The organism is Sulfurospirillum oryzae (assembly GCF_025770725.1).
Lineage (GTDB): Bacteria > Campylobacterota > Campylobacteria > Campylobacterales > Sulfurospirillaceae > Sulfurospirillum > Sulfurospirillum oryzae.
Map to the genome: position 1 here is coordinate 16,730 of NZ_JANZKZ010000007.1, position 18,762 is coordinate 35,491.

18 protein-coding genes are annotated in these 18,762 nt (G+C 40.0%); 6 read left to right on the forward strand and 12 right to left on the reverse strand.

Going from position 1 to position 18,762, the window contains the following annotated elements; translation table 11 throughout:
- Positions 1-20 precede the first annotated feature (20 nt).
- Both N0B29_RS12695 and N0B29_RS12700 read left to right on the forward strand, forming a co-directional pair.
- Positions 21-668: a transglutaminase-like cysteine peptidase gene (locus tag N0B29_RS12695; protein WP_263834097.1), complete on the forward strand. Its 648-nt coding sequence runs from the start codon at positions 21-23 to the stop codon at positions 666-668.
- Positions 668-2,623: a bifunctional diguanylate cyclase/phosphodiesterase gene (locus N0B29_RS12700; protein WP_263834098.1), complete on the forward strand. Its 1,956-nt coding sequence runs from the start codon at positions 668-670 to the stop codon at positions 2,621-2,623. The genes N0B29_RS12695 and N0B29_RS12700 overlap by 1 nt, the downstream gene beginning before the upstream one ends.
- Positions 2,624-2,674: 51 nt before the next feature.
- Here the strand turns inward: N0B29_RS12700 and N0B29_RS12705 are convergent, their stop codons facing one another.
- The 6 genes from N0B29_RS12705 to N0B29_RS12730 all read right to left on the reverse strand — a co-directional run bounded on the left by N0B29_RS12705 (position 2,675) and on the right by N0B29_RS12730 (position 8,978).
- A complete protein-coding gene (locus tag N0B29_RS12705) occupies positions 2,675-3,613 on the reverse strand; it encodes a M14 family metallopeptidase (protein ID WP_263834099.1) in 939 nt (312 codons plus the stop codon).
- A complete protein-coding gene (locus N0B29_RS12710; protein WP_263834100.1) occupies positions 3,610-4,557 on the reverse strand; it encodes a M14 family metallopeptidase in 948 nt (315 codons plus the stop codon). The genes N0B29_RS12705 and N0B29_RS12710 overlap by 4 nt, the downstream gene beginning before the upstream one ends.
- Positions 4,554-5,339: a transglutaminase domain-containing protein gene (locus N0B29_RS12715; RefSeq protein ID WP_263834101.1), complete on the reverse strand. Its 786-nt coding sequence runs from the start codon at positions 5,337-5,339 to the stop codon at positions 4,554-4,556. Before N0B29_RS12715 ends, N0B29_RS12710 begins: the two co-directional genes overlap by 4 nt.
- Positions 5,323-5,985 (reverse strand): alpha-E domain-containing protein, encoded by a 663-nt coding sequence (locus tag N0B29_RS12720; RefSeq protein WP_263834102.1) that lies wholly within the window; start codon positions 5,983-5,985, stop codon positions 5,323-5,325. Before N0B29_RS12720 ends, N0B29_RS12715 begins: the two co-directional genes overlap by 17 nt.
- Positions 5,982-7,355 (reverse strand): circularly permuted type 2 ATP-grasp protein, encoded by a 1,374-nt coding sequence (locus tag N0B29_RS12725; protein ID WP_263834103.1) that lies wholly within the window; start codon positions 7,353-7,355, stop codon positions 5,982-5,984. The genes N0B29_RS12720 and N0B29_RS12725 overlap by 4 nt, the downstream gene beginning before the upstream one ends.
- A 261-nt stretch (positions 7,356-7,616) precedes the next feature.
- Complete coding sequence (locus tag N0B29_RS12730; protein ID WP_263834104.1) at positions 7,617-8,978, reverse strand: hypothetical protein; 1,362 nt, start codon at positions 8,976-8,978, stop codon at positions 7,617-7,619.
- A 190-nt stretch (positions 8,979-9,168) separates the two neighbouring features.
- On the opposite strand from N0B29_RS12730, the gene N0B29_RS12735 reads away from it, so the two are divergent.
- Together N0B29_RS12735 and N0B29_RS12740 are read left to right on the forward strand one after the other, a co-directional pair.
- Positions 9,169-9,954: a threonine/serine exporter family protein gene (locus N0B29_RS12735; protein WP_263834105.1), complete on the forward strand. Its 786-nt coding sequence runs from the start codon at positions 9,169-9,171 to the stop codon at positions 9,952-9,954.
- Positions 9,954-10,421 carry a threonine/serine exporter family protein gene (locus N0B29_RS12740; protein WP_263834106.1) on the forward strand — a complete coding sequence of 156 codons (468 nt, stop codon included), beginning with the start codon at positions 9,954-9,956 and terminating at the stop codon, positions 10,419-10,421. The genes N0B29_RS12735 and N0B29_RS12740 overlap by 1 nt, the downstream gene beginning before the upstream one ends.
- 3 nt (positions 10,422-10,424) lie before the next feature.
- Here N0B29_RS12740 and N0B29_RS12745 read toward each other — a convergent pair whose 3' ends face one another.
- The 5 genes from N0B29_RS12745 to N0B29_RS12765 form a co-directional block, all read right to left on the reverse strand.
- Entirely contained in the window at positions 10,425-11,225 is an 801-nt protein-coding gene (locus N0B29_RS12745) for a nickel/cobalt transporter (protein WP_263834107.1), read from the reverse strand.
- The gene (locus tag N0B29_RS12750) at positions 11,222-11,800 is read right to left on the reverse strand and encodes a DUF1007 family protein (protein ID WP_263834108.1); all 579 of its coding nucleotides are present in this window, start codon (positions 11,798-11,800) and stop codon (positions 11,222-11,224) included. Before N0B29_RS12750 ends, N0B29_RS12745 begins: the two co-directional genes overlap by 4 nt.
- 21 nt (positions 11,801-11,821) lie before the next feature.
- Entirely contained in the window at positions 11,822-12,388 is a 567-nt protein-coding gene (locus N0B29_RS12755) for a DUF1007 family protein (RefSeq protein ID WP_263834109.1), read from the reverse strand.
- Positions 12,389-12,523: 135 nt separating this feature from the next.
- Positions 12,524-14,506: a heavy metal translocating P-type ATPase gene (locus N0B29_RS12760; protein ID WP_263834110.1), complete on the reverse strand. Its 1,983-nt coding sequence runs from the start codon at positions 14,504-14,506 to the stop codon at positions 12,524-12,526.
- Positions 14,493-14,870, reverse strand: coding sequence for an ArsR/SmtB family transcription factor (locus tag N0B29_RS12765; RefSeq protein WP_263834111.1), 378 nt, complete (start codon positions 14,868-14,870; stop codon positions 14,493-14,495). Before N0B29_RS12765 ends, N0B29_RS12760 begins: the two co-directional genes overlap by 14 nt.
- Positions 14,871-15,363: 493 nt before the next feature.
- Between N0B29_RS12765 and N0B29_RS12770 the strand changes: the two genes are divergently transcribed.
- Positions 15,364-16,974 (forward strand): methyl-accepting chemotaxis protein, encoded by a 1,611-nt coding sequence (locus N0B29_RS12770; protein ID WP_263834112.1) that lies wholly within the window; start codon positions 15,364-15,366, stop codon positions 16,972-16,974.
- Positions 16,975-17,088: 114 nt separating this feature from the next.
- Here N0B29_RS12770 and N0B29_RS12775 read toward each other — a convergent pair whose 3' ends face one another.
- Entirely contained in the window at positions 17,089-17,406 is a 318-nt protein-coding gene (locus tag N0B29_RS12775; RefSeq protein WP_263834113.1) for a hypothetical protein, read from the reverse strand.
- 170 nt (positions 17,407-17,576) lie between these two features.
- On the opposite strand from N0B29_RS12775, the gene N0B29_RS12780 reads away from it, so the two are divergent.
- The coding region (locus tag N0B29_RS12780) for a methyl-accepting chemotaxis protein (protein ID WP_263834114.1) at positions 17,577-18,762 on the forward strand (1,186 nt) is incomplete at its 3' end.

Sequence of the window (18,762 nt, forward strand, 5' to 3'; positions counted from 1 at the left end):
AAAAAACGTTATAATAGGGCATGAAAACAAACGTCCTTGCATTATGTTTTGGGGTGGCGGTACTTACTGTCACCCTTTTTAGTACTGCCGAATTCGTTCTCTCTGGGATTTCTTTAGAGAAGGTTGAAAAAGAGTATGGGGTGTTTGCTAAAAAACGTGTGTTGGCACTTGTCGCTATGATGAATCGTGCTAAAGATGAAAGCGAACTTGAGAAGCTTGAAAAAGTCAATGATTTTTTCAATGCTACGCCTTATCATAGCGATAAATCGGTGTGGGGTGTCGATGACTACTGGGCGACACGGTTGGAGTTTATCGGGAAAGATAAAGGCGACTGTGAAGACTATGTTATTGCGAAGTATTTTACGCTCAAAGAACTGGGTGTTCCTGCTTCTAAGATGTATATGACCTATGCGAAGTCACTTAAATTTAACGTAGCCCACATGGTTCTTACGTACTATCCAACACCAAAATCTATCCCCTTAGTTTTAGATAATTACAATTACAAAATCCTCCCTGCAAATGAACGTACCGATCTTGTCCCAATTTATAGTTTTAGCGGAGATGATCTGTTCAACGCCAAACAAGCGCAACTGGGAAAAATGCTTCCAGCCGTTACCAAACAGACACGTGCATGGGATGAGCTTAAAATAGAGAAAAAGGAAAAATAATGACTCTTTTTAAACAAATGGCAGTAATGCTCAGTCTTTTCTTAGGTGTAATTCTTGCCTGTGTTATGGTGTTAAACTTCAAAACTGCCACAGCGTTTGTTCAAGACCAGCTCTATACCAATGCTAAAAATACAGCGCATTCCCTTGGATTATCTCTTTCAAAAATTGTAGACCCTAACGATGTGGCGAGTATGGAGACGATGATTAATGCTATCTTTGACAGTGGGTATTATGAGAGGATTGCTTTAATCGGCGTTGAGGGAAATCCTATCTATGTGAAAGAAACCGATGTTCTTGTGAGCGATGTACCTCAGTGGTTCATTAACACGGTGACCATTCAAAATGCTTATGCGACGAGTGACATTATGATGGGGTGGAATCGTTTTGGTACGCTTGAAGTCAGCGGGCATACGGGAAACGCTTACAGACAGTTGTATAAAACATTGATTGATCTTGTTGAGACATTTGTTGTTATTGGTGTCGTTGTTTTAGGGTTGCTTTACCTTTTGCTTACCCTTAGTCTTCAATCCATTAAACAGATTCGCGATCAGGCACGAGGTATTATTGAAAATCGTTTTATTATCGAGCCGAAAATGCCTTTTACAACGGAGTTTCGTTCTGCAACAGTCGCTATGAATGCGATGGTTTCAAAAGTCAAAGATATTTTTGAGCGGGAAAATGAAACGCTCATGCAGTATCAAGACTTGCTTTACAAAGATGCAGAGACAAAGCTTTATAACCGCCGTTATTTAGTCACCAAACTTCCTGAATACCTCCAAGGCGATACCACCTTGTCACAAGGTTTACATGTAATGCTAAGTGTCGATGAGTTGGATCGTTTTAAAAAAGAGTACGGCTATGAAAATTACATGAAGCTGATTAAAAAAGTTGCAGAAGGATTATCAGGTTGTGCAGGGTTGTGCGAAAACACACTCTTTGCAAGACTTAATGAGAGCGACTTTTTCCTTTTAATGCCATTTCAAGATGATGTTGCACTCAAAAAACACCTTGATACTATGCTTTTAGAACTACAACGTAGTATTGATGCGCAAGCCTTAGTCTATTTAGTCATTGGCGTAGGTATAGGGGTGTATAATGAACATGACACGATTAAATCACTTCTTTCAAAAGCAGATTTAACAGTATCTCAAGCTAAACAAAATGGTAATTTTACATGCACGATGGCATTACAACAGCCTCACTCGTTAATTTTAAGTCGTGAAGAGTGGCGCAAAGAATTGGTGGATGGACTGAGCGAGTCACGTTTTGTATTTGCAACGCAAAATGTTATTCATGCCCAGGACACTTCTTCGAGTATTGTTCATGAAGAGGTTTTTATTCGCCTCAAAGGAAGCGATGGCTTTACACACTCCGCTGGCTTTTTCCTCCCTATGGCAACTGTTTTAGGTTTGGCGGATGAAATTGATCGTTATATGATTCAAAAGATGCTTCAACGATTTATTGCGCAAGAGATGAACACGCCATTAGCACTCAACCTGAGTGCTGAATTTGTAGGACATTATGCCAATATTCAATGGCTTAAAGAGCAATTGGAAAAACTCTCTCCAACCCAACGTGCAATGCTATGGTTTGAGGTGAGCAACACTATTGCCCTTCATAATCTTGAAGCAATTGTCTCTTTGAGCGCTCTTCTTAAAATGTTAGGATGCCGTTTTGGTATTGATAGCTTTGCCATTCCATCCGAAGGTGCTTATTATCTTCAAGCAATCAGACCTGATTATGTTAAATGTTCGGTTGTGTATCTTAAAGACATTATGCTTGATGCCAGCACAGGAAAAAGCCAAGAAAGCCTCAATAACATTGTGCGAAGCCTTGGCATTTCGATTATTGCAACAAACATTGAAGATGAGCAAGATCTTGCAACTTTAAAATATTTAGGCATTGCTTATAGGCAAGGAAGATTGATAGCGCCTATTGAGTTATTAGCAGAGTAGTAGTGACTTATCGCACACGAAGTGTTAATTCATTTCGTGTGCGATAAGCGTTTATTTTTCGAGTTTGATAATGCGAAATGCCACAGCATTTTGGAAGATGAGTGGATAGTCGTATTTACACGACACTATGCCTTCACATGGTGCAATGATGGTCTGTAAAAGTGAGCCATCCAGTGCGTTATATATGCGAGCAAGCGGTTGCCCATGCACCACGTGTTCACCAATGGGTGCAAGCGCGTCAAAAAGCCCTGCTGCGTTGCTTTTGACCACTTCCATATCCTCTGATGTGATAACATTACCCACCGCACCTTCAAAGGCTGCATAATCAATCATCCCTTTTTTAGACAAAAAGCGAATCAACGCATCGAAAACTTTGGTTGATTCAATTTTGCGAAGCGTGCCTTTTTTGCCTGAAATAATGGAAAAAGACTTTGCATTCCAGATTTGCCAGTTATAGTTTAATGAGACGGTATCGCTAGGTGTTGGCTCTTTGTAGTGAATGAAATCCAGCCCAAATGCTTGCGCTTCGTTGACATCCTCATAGCCCGTTTTGAGTACCTTAACGTAAGGAATACACTCAGCACGATCTTTTCTCGCTTCTAGGACTACGGCATACTCAAAGTGATTGATTTTTTCAAAAAGCTTCGCAGCAATGCGTTGGGTTGACTCTCCCTTGTCGTAGCCTGGAAACATGGCGTCGATGTCGGTGTTATCCATCGGCCAAAAGGATTTTCCCATATTAAACGAGTAGGGATTGACTGCAGGGACGACTAAAATCTCTCCTTTTATAAAAGCAGGATTTTCCAGTTCTTGTTGGCGCAAGAAGCGAACAAGTCTTGATGCGACCCAAAGCTGATCAATAGCGGTTCCTGTTAAAGGGCCTACGATCACACAGCTTGGTTTGCTATTGGGCGTTCCAAAGCGAAACCCTTTGATACGAAGTGGCTCACGACTGAGTGAGGTGATTTCGCATAAAATCTCTTCTCTCATTCATTCACCTCGCATGGATTTTCTAAGATGCGTGCAAGAAGTGAGCCTTCATACACAACGGGGTATTCGCGGATGGTAAACAAAAGCCCATCACAAGGGCTTAGTAAACTCTCTTTAATAACACCCTCGAGTGGATCGATGATCTCGCCTAGTTTTTCACCTTTTTTGACCATCACATTATGTTCAAGAGTTGGTATAAAAATACCGGCATCCGAGGCATTGATAAAATGTACCGATGAATTTTGTGTCGAAACAGAGGTTTTACAGGGATGCATTGGCTCATCAATAATGCCAGCGTATGCCATAAAGTTTAAAATACCCTTAGCAAGATTTTCACCATACTCTTTGGTAATGCGCATACCAACCCCCATTTCAACAACAAGGGTTTTCGTACCGATTGAGTTTAGTGCGTGTGAGAATGTAGACTCCAAAACGGTGACAGCATCGTGTACCCAGATAAAATCAATTCCCAACTTTTCAGCCAAAGGTACAAGATCATGCGCGTTTGATCGGCTGATGCGAATTTGAGGAAGCTCTTTTAGAAAAATATTGCTCGCATGAATGTCGATGGCAAAGTCGCTTCCTTTGACCGTTTCCACAATAGCATTGGCAACTTGTGCCGGTAGAAAGTCTGCGGTGTGACCGGGAAATGAACGGTTTAGATCGACATCGTAAAAAGGAAAATTGCGGCTGATACTGTCGATACCCATAGGGTTCATCGAAGGGTAAATATCGACAATACCTTTAATCTTTTTGGGGTTTTCTCGAAGCCATTTAATGAGCAAATAGCAGACATACTGCCCCTCGAGCTCATCGCCATGCGTGCCTGTAACGATGGAAATCCGTTTGGTTGATTTGGTGATGTCCGGTGGATTGAAACGGTTTCGTTTGAGTTTCAACGTCTCTTCCACAGGGAGCTTGACACTAAAAACCTCTTCAATCATTGCTCATCCCTTGCCACAGTAACGTTTACATGTAAGTTTTGTTGGCTCTTTCCTATAAAGACACCACGGTTGAGACGACAGTCCATAAAGTCGCGTCCATGCGCTATTTTGATGTAAGGTTGATGTTCTAACATGATCCCATTGGTTGGGTCAAACCCTCTCCAGTATCCATCAATATAAGCTTCTACCCACGCATGGCTTTCACCTTCACCATCAATAAATCCAGCAACATAACGCGCAGGGATGTTGTTCAGTCTTAAAAGGGTGATGAGCAAATGACTAAAGTCTTGACAGACGCCTTGGTGGCGCAAAAGTAGGGCGTCGGCATCACAGGTTGTGGTCGAAACACCTGCTAAATATTCAAAGTTTTGAAAGATGGTTTGGTTAAGCATCTTCGCTAAACTCAGTGGCGATTGTGGAAGCATTAAAGTCTCTAAATACTCTTTTGCCATAGTTGAAAAAGGCGTCAGCATCGTTGGATGGAGGTACAAAGAGGCATTCTCGTTATCTTTGTATTGGTAGCTTCCATGAAAGACCACACTCCCTGTGAGCATGGCTTCAAAATTGCGGTGAAATTTTTCAATCGTACCAAAAATAAGATCGTTTCCAAAGCCATCTTTGGTTAAAGAAAATGGCACATCATTGTTGATGCGAAGCTCCCAATCAAGAAGTGTTTGCACCCCATTGCTGAGTGGAAGCATACGCAAGCAAAAGGCATGTTTGCGTACGGCTTCTTTAAAGTTAAGCGTAAATGCGTATGAAAAATTAACTTTCATGGACATAGGCGAGCGTTCCGTAAATTGAATTTATTTTTTCTAATGTTTTATATTTGTTGCTCGATGAAAGAGCGATATGTTTATGGTTTGGACGAATTTTTTCCGCAATAATGTTGAGCTTTTCCACATCTAAAAGCGCGGCTTCAATGCTATCGTATATGCGAATATTCAAATCCATTCTCTCTACAACCTTTCCAAATTGAATCAAAGGCGAGTCTTTGGCTTCAACGAGCGAAAGCTCTAAATTTCCCCAGATAGCATCAAGCTCTTTGAGGGTTGACTCAAGCCAAAAAACTGAAACGGTACGCTCCTCTTTTGCTGTTTGATACGCAAGGTAAAGGGCATTTATGCGGCTAAACATACGATTTGAGAGGTGTGAACGTGTCAAAATCGCATTTTCTCTCGCACAATTAATAACAGTAATAAGACTTGCGTACTCGACATCAAAAACACTTTGGCGCAAAAATGCTTGTGAAGAGTCATAGTTTAGCTCAATACCCAATCTAGCATAGAAATTTTTGGCATCATCAAAATCAACGTCGAGTATTTTATCAAAAAGTTGGATAACAAGACGAGTCATACTCTCCGCTCTTTGGATGTAGCGACCCATCCAATAAAGTTGTTCCGCACTTTGAGGTGATATGAGAATCATCGCTTCTCCTTTAAAATCCATGTGTCTTTAAAACCGCCACCTTGTGAGGAGTTGACGATGTAACTGGTTGGATCCATGGCAAAACGTGTGAGCCCTCCTGGCCAGACGAAGATGTCTTCGCCATACAGTGAGAACATTCTAAGGTCTGCTTTGCGTGGTGAGAAGGCACCTGTTTCATCCAAGCATTCGATGTCATAAAACTCGATAATCTCTTGTGCAATGAAACGACGCGGTTCTGCACAAATGGCATCTTTGAGTTTTTCACGTTCACTTTTGGTCAGAAGTGAGCCAAAGACAACGCCATACCCACCCGCTTCTGCAACGTCTTTAATGACAAGATTTCGCATGTTTTGCAAAATGTGATTGCGATCTTTCTCAAAAAAGGCCAAGTAGGTCGGTGCATTTTGCAAGATTGGATCTTCTTTGAGGTAATAACGAATCATATCAGGTACAAAATAGTAGATGCCTTTATCGTCCGCGATGCCATTTCCGATGCTGTTCATCAAAGCGACATTGCCAGAACGGTATACTTGCGTGATGTTGGGAACGCCGATCAGCGAGTCAGGATTGAACTCAATAGGATCGAGCGCGTCATCATCGAGTCTTCGATACACAGAACCCACACGTGCTTTTTTACCGCTGTAGGTTTTGAGGTAGAGTTTGTCTTTTTCAACCACCAAGTCATCACCTGTTGCCAAGATAGCACCGCTCTCTTTTGCAAGATAGGAGTGCTCGTAAAAGGCGGAGTTATAACGTCCAGGTGTTAAGATAACGTTGATACCGCCCGTATTGACATGCTCCATCGCTGCAGCTAAACGGCTTGGGTAGTCTTGAACACTTTGAATCGGAAGCTTTTCAAAAAACTCTGGGAACACTTTGCGCGTTAGCATGCGTAAAGAGAGTGGGTAACTCACACCACTTGGAACGCGAAGGTTGTCTTCCAGCACAACCCAGCCATCTCCGACACTGTTTTTAACAAGGTCGATACCGCTGATGTGTACACGTATGTTCTTAGCCACAGGCGTGTTGGCAAAAGCGGGAAGATAGGCTTTTGAGGAAAAGACAAATTCGCTAGGAATGATGCCGTCTTTAAGAATCTTTTGCGCTCCATAAATGTCTTCTAAAAAGAGATTGAGTGCGTGGATGCGTTGTTGTATTCCTTTTTCAAGGTAGGAAAACTCCCCATGTGAGACAATGCGAGGAATGATGTCAAAAGGAAATTTACGCTCTATGAAAGCGTTGTTTTTAAAAAGGTTGAAGTTGATCGCTTCGGTATTCATGTAGGCGAGCAACTCTTGGACGCGTTTCTTGTCGATGGTGTTTAAGATGCCTTTAAAAGCATCATAGAGTGGACTTTCTGACTCTATCATAACCTGTACCTTTGCCCTTTTACTCAAATAGAGTTCATGCAGAACTCTTGACACGCTTTTAAAGCAAAGCTTTAAAAACTACGTTAACACTTGGTTTTCCTCGAAAGATCGCCCGCGCACCTTTGGTGCTTTTCCTTCTTGCAGAATGAATTTTTAATGTCATAAAAGTAGTTTAGCACAAAATTAAGCAGAGAAAGTGCGGAAAAGGAGAGTTTTTTGCCTATTTTTTAAGCAGTGTTACATGTAAGAAAAAAGCTCTCTTTATAAAGACCACAGATAGGCAAAAATCAACCCTTCAATGAGGAAAAGAAGACAAAACAGACTGTTCCATTTAAGCGAGACTTCTATATGGGTAACACCTAAATATTTTGCGCTCAACAACGACATACCCGCAAACGGTGAAACGATAAACGAGATGGAAGCTGATAGAAGCAAAATCAATGCAATGGAAACAGGGGGAAGTGGCAGTGAAACCGCCAATAAGATTTTGCCAAAGATAATCGCAAGGACCAAAGGGTGAATACCACAGATGGAGATAAGTATAAAAAGAAGAGGAATGACAATGATGGAAAAGATGCCAAGGTGGTTGACGCTCTCTTGCAACACGGGTTGGATGTAGCCCAAAATTCCACTATGATCGACAGCACCCGCAAAGAGCCCCACCGCAATAAAAAAAACTGAAAAATCAGTCGCTTGCATAATGCCGTTTCCCCAGTACTCCTTCAACATGGCTTTTAGTTCGGGCTGTTTGAGATAATAAGCAATCCAAATGGTTGAGACGATGAGCCCTGCTAGTAAAATCCTTCCCGTCCCTGTGGCAATAGAAAACTTTTCAAAGAGTGCTATACACACGATAAGGCTGATAATCACAAGAATAATATGAGCTGTCTTTTGAGGTGCATTTTTGGCGATGCTTGAAGAGGTGTGTAGCGTTTCAGACATCGAAACGATGGGTTTGTTTAGGCGTGTAAAGTGCTCTAAAGCATACGAAGTCAACAATCCCATAGCGCTTAAAAAAAGACCTGGCAAAAACAGTTCTGACCACGAAACATGCGTCACTTGCATTACTAAAAGAATGATAATCGCCCCTGGCGCCCAAAAGAGGGCAAGGGTGTACCCTCGCATAATAGCGGTTGCAAAAAAGCGCTGGTACTCAGAAACATTGTTTTTAAGGGCTTTGTTAAAGAGCGAAACCATCACGGGAACCGTTCCAAAGAGCAAAAAGCTTGCAAAAAGATTGGTGACAAACATAGCAAAAAGGTAAAGAGAACTCTCTTTTTTAAAAAGCTTTTTGAGCCAATACTCAATGGTGTCGTTGTAGTGTCCAACTTCAATAGGAATAGAAAAGAGTTGCATCACCACGATGATCGCGATAATGTTGGTCATAGAGGTGAATGACTGCAGCCAAATGGTAAAAGGTAGCTCAAAATAGACGAGTAGGGCAATGCCTAACGTAAAAAAGAATAGAGTGATGTTGCGAAACCCTTTTTTTTGCATCGATAGACCAAAAATAAGCAGAAGAAGTGTAAAAAATGTTAAGAGCTCAAGATTGATTGGCGTAAAGAGTTTGATGATATGTAAGAGTGTAAGTGCCACAATAGCAATTTTACAGAGGCTTTTCATTCTATTTCCAAAATTCAAATTGCGATATTGTAGCGAAATGAAGGTTATGAATGATGGCTAAAAAAGCTTTTACATGTAAACTTTTATGCCAAAAACTCTTTATATCTAAAGCTTAAAAAAATATATGTGCATAAAAATAATTTATTTCTTTTAGTTTTAACCTAATTTTTACTATGATTCTTCGCATAGAATGTTAAAAGGATTTCTCACGATCTCGTATGAAGAACAAACCAGAATTACTACTGTTGTTGTCCGCGTTGCTGTCATGCTCCTTGAATACGGAGCAGAGAGCCGTTTGATCGAGCAGTTATCGTCTCGTTTGGGCGTGGCGCTTGGGTGTACTTCTATTGAAATTTCGCTTATTCCCTCTGCCATTGTTTTAACGACACTCATTGGCGACTCTTCGGTTACGACCACAAGACGAGCGCATGAACAGCCGATTAATATGTCCATTGTTCATCAAATCGTCACTATTTGTATTGCTGCGGAACAAAGCCCTCGTGACATTATGATGGTTGAACGTTCACTTGCAAACATTCACGCCAACCCGTATCCAGGATGGTTTATTGTTCCCATGATTGGGCTTTCATGTGCTGCTTTTAGCCATTTACAAGGCGCTGATTGGCCTGGATTTTGGATCACTTTTTTAGCAGCTTCTGTGGGTATGATGGTACGCAGGGCACTCTCCAGCCGTAATTACTCTTTGCTGATTGTCTTTGCGTTTACCGCGTTTGTGTGTACTTTGATCGCCAGTCTTGCTTTTTATCATGATCTTAGCTCCACCGGACGTGTTGTTCTCTCTTCCAGCGTTTTATTGCTTGTTCCGGGTTTACCCTATATCAATTCGATGCTCGATGCCTTTAAAGGGTATATCAGTATGGGATGGGGGCGTTGGACGCAAGCGACATTGCTAACACTTATGTCTTCCCTTGGTATTATGCTCGCCATGGGGCTTTTGGATATTAAAGGATGGTAATGATGGTATGGTTTACACTTCTTCTCAATGCTATGTGGGCGGCGATTCCTGCTGTGGGATTTGGGATGATTTTTAACGTCCCTCGCTCAACACTACCTTTGTGTGCCGTAGGTGGCGCCTTTACGTATGGACTTAGAGATGTCTTGATGCACAACCACTTTTCGATTGAACTTTCAACGTTTATTGCCGCAACGGCTATTGGTATTATCGGTGTTTTCTGGTCACGTCGCTATGTGATGCCCAGACCTGTTTACACGGTTCCTTCCATCATTCCGATGATTCCAGGTACGTATGCGTATGAGATGATGATAAGCCTTGTCTCGATGAATTCAGATGGTGTAACAGATGCCTTACTTTCAAGCTTTATCCAAAATGGCTTGCATGCGATCAGTATTTTATTTGCCATCGCTTTTGGACTAGTTCTTCCTTCGATGTATTACACCAAGCGTAAAAAGCCTATCATTTAGGGATTAGACGAGAATCAATAAGCTGCCTAAAACGATAATAATACACACAGCTCCAAAATCAAGAAATTTAAACGCTTTGGCAAATCTATTTTTGGAGCTTTTTCTCGCTTTTGTACTGATTAATGCGGTCATAGCAATAACAAAACCCATACCAAGACTCATAAAAATAGCACTCAAAAAGCCGATAAAATAGAGCTCTAATGTAATCGAAAATAGAAAAATCGTAATAGTCCCAGGACACGGAACAAGTCCAGCGGAAAGTACTAATGCAAACTCGCTACTGCCGTGATTTTTGCAACTTGCACATGAACATGAAGTGGTTACTGGTTCTGTACTCCATTGTGATTTTTTGAGACTTTGATAGTGTTTGAGTTTATTGGCTAAAAAGTAGATGCCAAGACCAAGGATAAGTGCGCCAGAAACTTTGGTGGCAATCGTCGAGATGTTAATGATGGCAACCGAAAAGAGTGTTTTAAACACAAAGTAGCCTACAAGCGTCACCGTAAAGGCTGAAAATGTATGTACTATTGCGATGAGTAAAGCAACATAAAAACCGTTTTTATAACTTTTATCGTTAGCTAAAAAATACGATGCAACCAATGTTTTACCATGCCCCGGACCTGATGCGTGAATAAATCCATAAGCAAATGAGATCGCCAATAAAACAAAAACAGGGGTTAGACTATGCCCCTCTTTGATCTGCGTCAGAAGATCGCCAAGGCGAATAGAGAGGTCTTGCAGAAATTGGGCCAAATATGCGATGACAAAGTTTGTTTGCGTAGGTGTTGTTGATAAAGGGTTCATTTTTGGACTTCATAAGAGATGGTGTTGACGACAGACATTGTATTTTGCAGGACTTTAAATCCAAAAGTATTATGAATATCGAAACGGGTTGTATTGGCATATTTGATATTTTCTGCGGTATGAAAAAAAGCCAATGACCTTGTTGAATCAAAAAAATAGAAGAGTAGTTTTGTTGAGTCATTCATAGGATAATTTAATTCTATATCAAATGAAAAATAGACAATTTTATCTTTAATGGTTGCTTGAAAGTGTGATACTTTAAACGTTTTTATTTCGATGCCATCTATTTGAATCATGCTCATAAACGGGGGCTTTTCAACATCGCTTAAAAGCTGAAACATAGTTTGCGTTTCTTGAGGATCAAAAAGTGTGTCTCTATTTTGGTCGTATAATGAGATAAGTTGAGAAGAGAAAGCTTCTTCAAATTTCCAAACAACCTCTATTTTTTCAATGGTGTTATTTGAAAAAATGGTATTGGTTGATGCGTTGATAAATGAGATTTTATTGCTACCACATAAAGCGCAGGCATGGGCTGATGAAATGAGTAAAATAAAATAAAGCGCTAGTTTAACCATGATAACCCTTGTTGAAAAAAATCATTTGGTAATCTCAAGTTTAATATAATTAGTCGTTGCCATCATCTCTTTGATCACTTTTATGCCATTGTCTTTTCGTGTTTTATAGTGTGTTGGAGTGATGATTTGTGTGTTATCAAGATTGTTTAAAAAGATGATTGTTTTTGTGGAATCAAAAAAAACGATTTCGACATTGTTTCTTTCTCGAAGCGTATAAGAAAGGGGAATATCAAACTCAACATTCATCAGGTTGTTTTCAAGAAAGATTGTAAAATTTTCGATTTTAAAAGCGATGTTTTCTCCATTGATGTTCAAAAATGTCATAAAAGGGGGATTTTGATTTTTTTCCAACGAAGCATAGATTTTTTGTAAATCATCTTCTTGCATTTGCTTCTCTATCTGGTAAACCCTAGCAATTTCCGCTGAAGTGCTAGAACCAAACTGCCATTTTATATGTATTTTTTGAAGGCTGTCATCGCTGGCATAGGCTTTAATCGATGTTTGAACGAAAGAAACTTTATTGCTACACAGGGCGCATGAAAATGCAGTATTGAACGAAAGAAGAGTGATAAGCACTATTTTGAACATAAAAAGCAACCCCTTAATCATGCATAGTTTTGAATTATATCATTCAATGTAAAATACTTTTTAAATATATCTTTGTAATAAAATCTTACATGTAAAAAGAAAATGCTCCCCAAAATGAGGAGCATTCTACAAGGTTTATTTGTGTGTGAGAACGCGTGTAGCGTTTAAAACTGCAATGAGTGCAACGCCAACATCACCAAAAACGGCTTCCCACATGGTGGCAATTCCCATCGCTCCCATGATAAGAATAATCCCTTTAACGCCAAGTGCAAAGACGATGTTTTGCCAAACGATAGCATGGGTTTTTCGCGCGATTTTAAGCGCGGTTGCCACTTTGCTGATCTCATCGGTCATGATGACCACATCTGCCGCTTCTATGGCAGCATCTGAGCCCACACCACCCATGGCAATGCCAATGTCTGCACGTGCCAATACAGGCGCGTCATTGATGCCATCGCCTACAAAGACGGTTTTGCCTTTGCCACTTTTTCGTGCCATGATCAACTCAAGTTTTTCAACTTTATGATGTGGTAAAAGTTCGGCTTCAATGTGGGTAATGCCTAAATCCTTGGCTACTTTCTCCGCTGCGGCTTTATTATCACCGGTGAGCATCACAATCTCTTTAATGCCCAGTGCTCGAAGGGCTAATATGGCTCGTTTACTGTCCTCTTTTGGCTCATCAGCGATGGTGAGATACCCTGCCATAATACCTTCAATGACGACATAAACAACCGTATCAGGTGTGTTAAGTGGTTCATGTGCAATGCCTTGTTCAAGGAGGAGTTTATCGTTACCTGCAAGAACGGTTTTACCGTCGATGATCGCTTTGACTCCATAGCCTGCAAGCTCCTCATAGTCGCTTACAACGGCTTCCAAATGTTCTGTGTAAGCACGTTTGATGGAAAGGGCGATGGGGTGGTTTGAGTGCATCTCGCAGAGTGCGGCAAGACGTAGGACACTCGCTTCGCTATGACCATTGAGCGCTTTGATGGAAGTGACGCTAAAGATGCCTTTGGTAAGCGTGCCTGTTTTGTCGAGGACGACTGTGTCAACACCATTGAGCGCTTCAAGGAAGTTTCCGCCTTTAACCAAGATGCCGTTTTTTGAAGCCCCTCCAATGCCACCAAAAAAACTAAGTGGAATAGAAACGACAAGTGCACACGGGCATGAGACGACCAAGAAAACAAGGGAGCGTCTAAACCAGTCACTTAAAAGTGCGTCTTGCATCAAAAGCGGTGGCACAAAAGCGAGGAGAGCAGCGGAGATCACGACCAGTGGCGTATAGTATTTGGCAAACTGCGTGATGAATTGCTCTGTTTTCGCTTTTTTAGCACTGGCATTTTGCACAAGATCTAAGATTTTTGAGACGGTAGACTCAGCGAAAAGTTTAGTTGTCTCAACGATGATAACGCCTGTTTTGTTGATGGTGCCTGAGAGAACTTCACTTCCCACAGCAACCTCTTTTGGCAAAGATTCTCCCGTAAGAGCCGAAGTATCTAGCGTAGAGCGACCTTCTAGGATGACACCATCAAGTGGAATTTTCTCACCGGGTTTAACGATGATGCGACTGCCTAAGTTCACGTCACTCGGGGCTACTTTTTGCTCACCTTCATCGGTCTGTAAATTGGCAAAGTCTGGGCGTATGTCCATGAGTTTTGTAATCGATTTGCGTGAACGTGCAACGGCGAGGTCTTGGAAAAATTCACCGACGCGGAAAAAGAGCATAACCGCAACACCTTCAGGGTACTCACCGATGCTAAATGCCCCAACAGTGGCAAGCCCCATCAAAAAGTTTTCATCGAAAACATAACCTTTGAAGAGGTTAGTGACTGCCATATAAAGAATTTCGCCACCGACTAAAAAGAAGCTGATGAGATACGTCCAAAACATCAGTGGATTGTTCTCGTCCATCAAAACAGCGGAAATAAACAGCACTGCACCCATACAAAAGGTGATGAAATGCCATGATTTGAACATCTCCATCATACTAGAATCGTCTAGGCTTGCGTGATGGTGTCCATGGTTGTCGTGGTCATCTGGAATGGCAGGTTTGCACCTTGAACAACAACTCTGTGCTGTTGTAGAGCATGTTTGTGGAGCAGTTTCATGAAATTGCATTTTCAAATCCTCGTGGTTCTAAAATGTGTTCTAAGCCTTGGTTGAAGATCTCTTTAATATGTTCGTCATCCAGTGAATAAAAGACGACTTTTCCCTCTTTTCGGTGTTTGACGAGTCTTGCTTGACGAAGTACTCGAAGTTGATGTGAGATGGCAGACTGGCTCATACTTAAAAGTTCTGCAATATCACAAACACACATCTCTGCTTCAAAAAGCGCTGAGATGATTTTTACACGCGTGGTGTCGCCAAAGACTTTGAAAAGTTCTGCTAGATCGTAAAGCTTCTCTTCTTGAGGCATTTTTTTCTTAACTATTTCGATGATATTTTCATGCACAATGTTGCAACTGCAAAATTCATCACTCATCTTCAATCCTTTTTTATATATGTTTATATGAACAATTGCTCATATATTAAAATAAATCGCATTAGAGAAGACTTAAATTGAGAGTAAATCTCAAAAAGTTTTACATGTAAAGGAAATTTAAAAAGTTAAAATTTAATCTTTATGCCCTTTTGCTTTTTTGTTTTCAGCAAAGAGAGCTATTTTCATGCTATAAAATTTATGTACCATCTCTTTAGTAAAGCATTTGTTTTAGTTGAAAATACTCTGGTTTTAGCGGATCAAATTAAGTCGTATTAAACTAATGGTAGACCGAAGATTTTGGTTTATTTTTAATAACAATTTTGACTATTTTATCTCCAGCTATTTGTTGTACAGTTTGTATGGTTAAGTAAAATTTGAATTTTTATTGCCTTTTATCTGCTCATTTCTTTGGAATCTAGGTAGCATAAAAATCTATAATAATTTGATGTAAGACTTGATTTACTGACTGATAATTTGAAAGTGTGAGGATTGAATGAGCATTTCAAAACAATTATTAGCAATGTTGTTCATTGCTATTTTAGGTTTATTGGGCATCTTAAGTATTTCTATTCAAAAAATGGAAGATGTGTATGAAAAGACAAATACATGTAACGTTAGCGTATTGCCAAGTATATTGATCATGGCTGAGTTACAAGAAAATTTTTACAGGTTACGTATTTGTGCGTGGAAATTTGCTGCACTTCATAATAAGGAAGAAGTCAAACAAACAAGAGAGCACTCTTTAGAGTACAAAGCCAATGTTGAAAAGAGCTTTCAAAAATATGAAGCATTTATTTCAGATCAAAAAGATCGAGATTTATATGTCAATGAGAAAACCTTATTTATTCAATATGAGGCATTAGTAGAGCAATTGTATTTACTGAGCCTTGAAGGCAAGAACGGTGAAGCTCTTGATCTTATAGATCAAAAGAATAAGATGGTTAATGAATTAACTCAAATGGTCAATAACCACATGAAGTATAATCAAACGATTGCAGAAAAAGATGCAAAAGAGGCGTTTAGTGTCAAAAGTAATGCAATGACTATCATGATTATGCTCTCGATACTTATTGTATTAAGTGTTGTGGGTATAGGCGTTTTAATCCGAAAAAGTATCATAACAGGGGTTCATTTAATTCGTGATGGTATTTCGGGATTTGTCCAAAATAAAGAGTTAAAATTTCGTATCAATTATGGTAAAAAAGACGAAATACAAGAGATTGTGAAAAGCTTCAATAGTTTGGTAAGTACTTTAGAGGTTATTATTGATGATGTCAAACATTCATCCAATGAAAATGCCTCTGTTTCTCATGAACTCAGTGCCACCAGTATGCAAATAGGTAGAAACGCAGAACATAGTACTATTATTGTCAACAATACCATTGAAGAGATTGTCTCTATCAAAAAGTTTGTCCAAGAGACGGCTATACTTTCTGAGTCTATGAAAAAAAGCATTGGTATGGCTGGGGAGAGGCTAGAGTCTGCAAAGAATGAAGTCGTGATGCTCAAAAACGAAGTGGAACTGGCAAGTGAAGCAGAAACCGCTCTTGCACAGCAATTAGAACAGATGAGTAAAGATGCAGAACAAGTCAAAGAGATATTAACCGTTATCTCAGATATCGCCGATCAAACAAACCTTCTTGCTCTAAATGCTGCCATTGAAGCTGCACGTGCAGGTGAACATGGACGAGGATTTGCGGTTGTTGCCGATGAAGTGCGAAAGCTTGCAGAGCGCACACAAACCTCTTTGGCGGAGATTAATGCAACGATTAATGTTATCGTCCAATCCATCGTTAATTCGTCTGATCAAATGAGTAAAAATGCTCAAAACATTAGACATTTAGCTTCTGTTTCAATCAATGTTGGAGAGACCATCACGCATACGACTTCGATTATGCAAGAGAGTGTAGAGTCTGTGACCATTAGTGCGAACAATTCCAATGAAATTGTTCGCGATACGGATAAAATTGTTAATCTCGTGACCAATATCAACTCAATGACCAGCGAAAATGCGCGTAGTGTTGAAGAGATTGCAAGTGCTGCTGATCATCTCTCTAAACTTGCTGAAAACCTCAATCACAAATTGAGCCAGTTTCAATCGTAAAATGATACGTTTGACCTATTGATGAGATATTCAATAGGTCAAATTTACTTTAGAACTTTTACATGTAACGATTTTACGCGACGAGTTTAAGCCGCTCTTTTTTCTCTTCAACCGTTAGGGTAGAGCTTTCTTGGTGTAAAAACTTGGAGAGAAGTTTGGTGAGTGTATGCGAAACGGAGTGCGAAAGAGTGGGTGATCTTTTTTTGAGTACTTGTTGCTATCTATCCTAAAGATGCCATGCGTTTGCTGGTATCTTCCATCCAAATACCTACGTGATTGAGTCTTTTCTTCAATGACTTTTCCTGTAATATCTTCGATAACCAAAGCGATGTCTCGTACAGCATCTTCATTAGGATTGGTTCGCATAACGTTGGTTGAGAAGGAGACAAAAATAGTTAAAAATCCAAGGTAAAAACGATGTGCAATTGACATTTGCAAAGCTTGAGGTATAAAAGACTCCATAACGAAAGTTAAGGTGAAGTTTAAATAAAAGTTATTGCGAAATTATTACTAAAGGTCATATTTTAGTCATTTTTTAGAATATATGTGTAACGATAAACCGATATACTTTGAATAAAATTTAACCTTAGTAAGGAGCGGGTATGTCGTTTAAAGCTAAAGTCATCTTAACTATTTCGGTGCTGATGTTTTTAAGTTTGAGTATTTTTAGTGCAATAAGCTATATGGATACAAAAAAGAACAGTGTTGTTCAGGTTGAAAGTAGTCTAAAAATGGCATCGCGTTCATTAACGGATTATATTGATTTATGGCTTTCATCCAAAAAAAGCGCTGTTGATAGCGTGGCAAGATCGCTCAAAGATGTTGATCTCATGACACCCAATGATCTCATTGAAAAACTTCTAGAAACCGCTAAAATGGTTGGTGCGTATGAAGCTTATCTTGGCTTAGAAGATGGCACTATGACATGGAGTAGCGGTAAAAAACAACCTAAAGAGTATGATCCTCGCGCTAGACCTTGGTATAAACAGGCTAAAGAAACGGGTAAACTTGGAATTACCGATGTTTATGTAGGTTCTACTTCTCAAAAACAGATGATTACGATCATGGCTCCTATTTATAGAGAAAAGAGTTTGATTGGAGTTTTTGGTATCGATATCACCCTTGATGCCCTCACCAAAGCTACTGCTGATGTCAACTTTAGTGGCGGATACGGTGTTCTTCTTGATACCAAAAAAATCATGATAGCTCATCCCAATAAAGAACTTCTCGGCAAAGAGCTTTCTGCGTTAGTACCAGATCTCGCAAAAGCATTGGAGGGTCAAAAAGAGGGTTTAATTGAGTATGGTTACAATGGAGCAGGTAAAATCTTTGCCTACAAGATTTCAGAACAAACAGGTTGGATGCCAGCCATTACATTTGATAAAGCTGTGGCCTATAGTTTTCTTGACGCCCAAGTTAAAGAGTTGATGCTTATGGGGCTTGTCATGCTGATTCTCTCCATTGGCGTGATGATCGTGTTGATTAAAGCCTTGCTTCGCCCTCTTGATAATCTCAACACTGTGGTAGAAGAGCTCTCAAGCTCAGAGGGCGATCTAAGACAAAGACTTTCTGCCACTGCTAATGATGAATTTGCTCAAGTCTCTCGTAATATCAATAAATTCATCGAAAAACTCCATGAGATAGTCAAAAAATCTAAAACCATTAGTAATGAAAATGCTTCCATTTCTGAGGAGCTCTCACGTACCGCATCAGAAGTGGTTAGAAATGTGGATACAGAATCTAAAATAGTAGAAAATACCAAAGAAGAAGGAATTGCTTTAGTTAAAA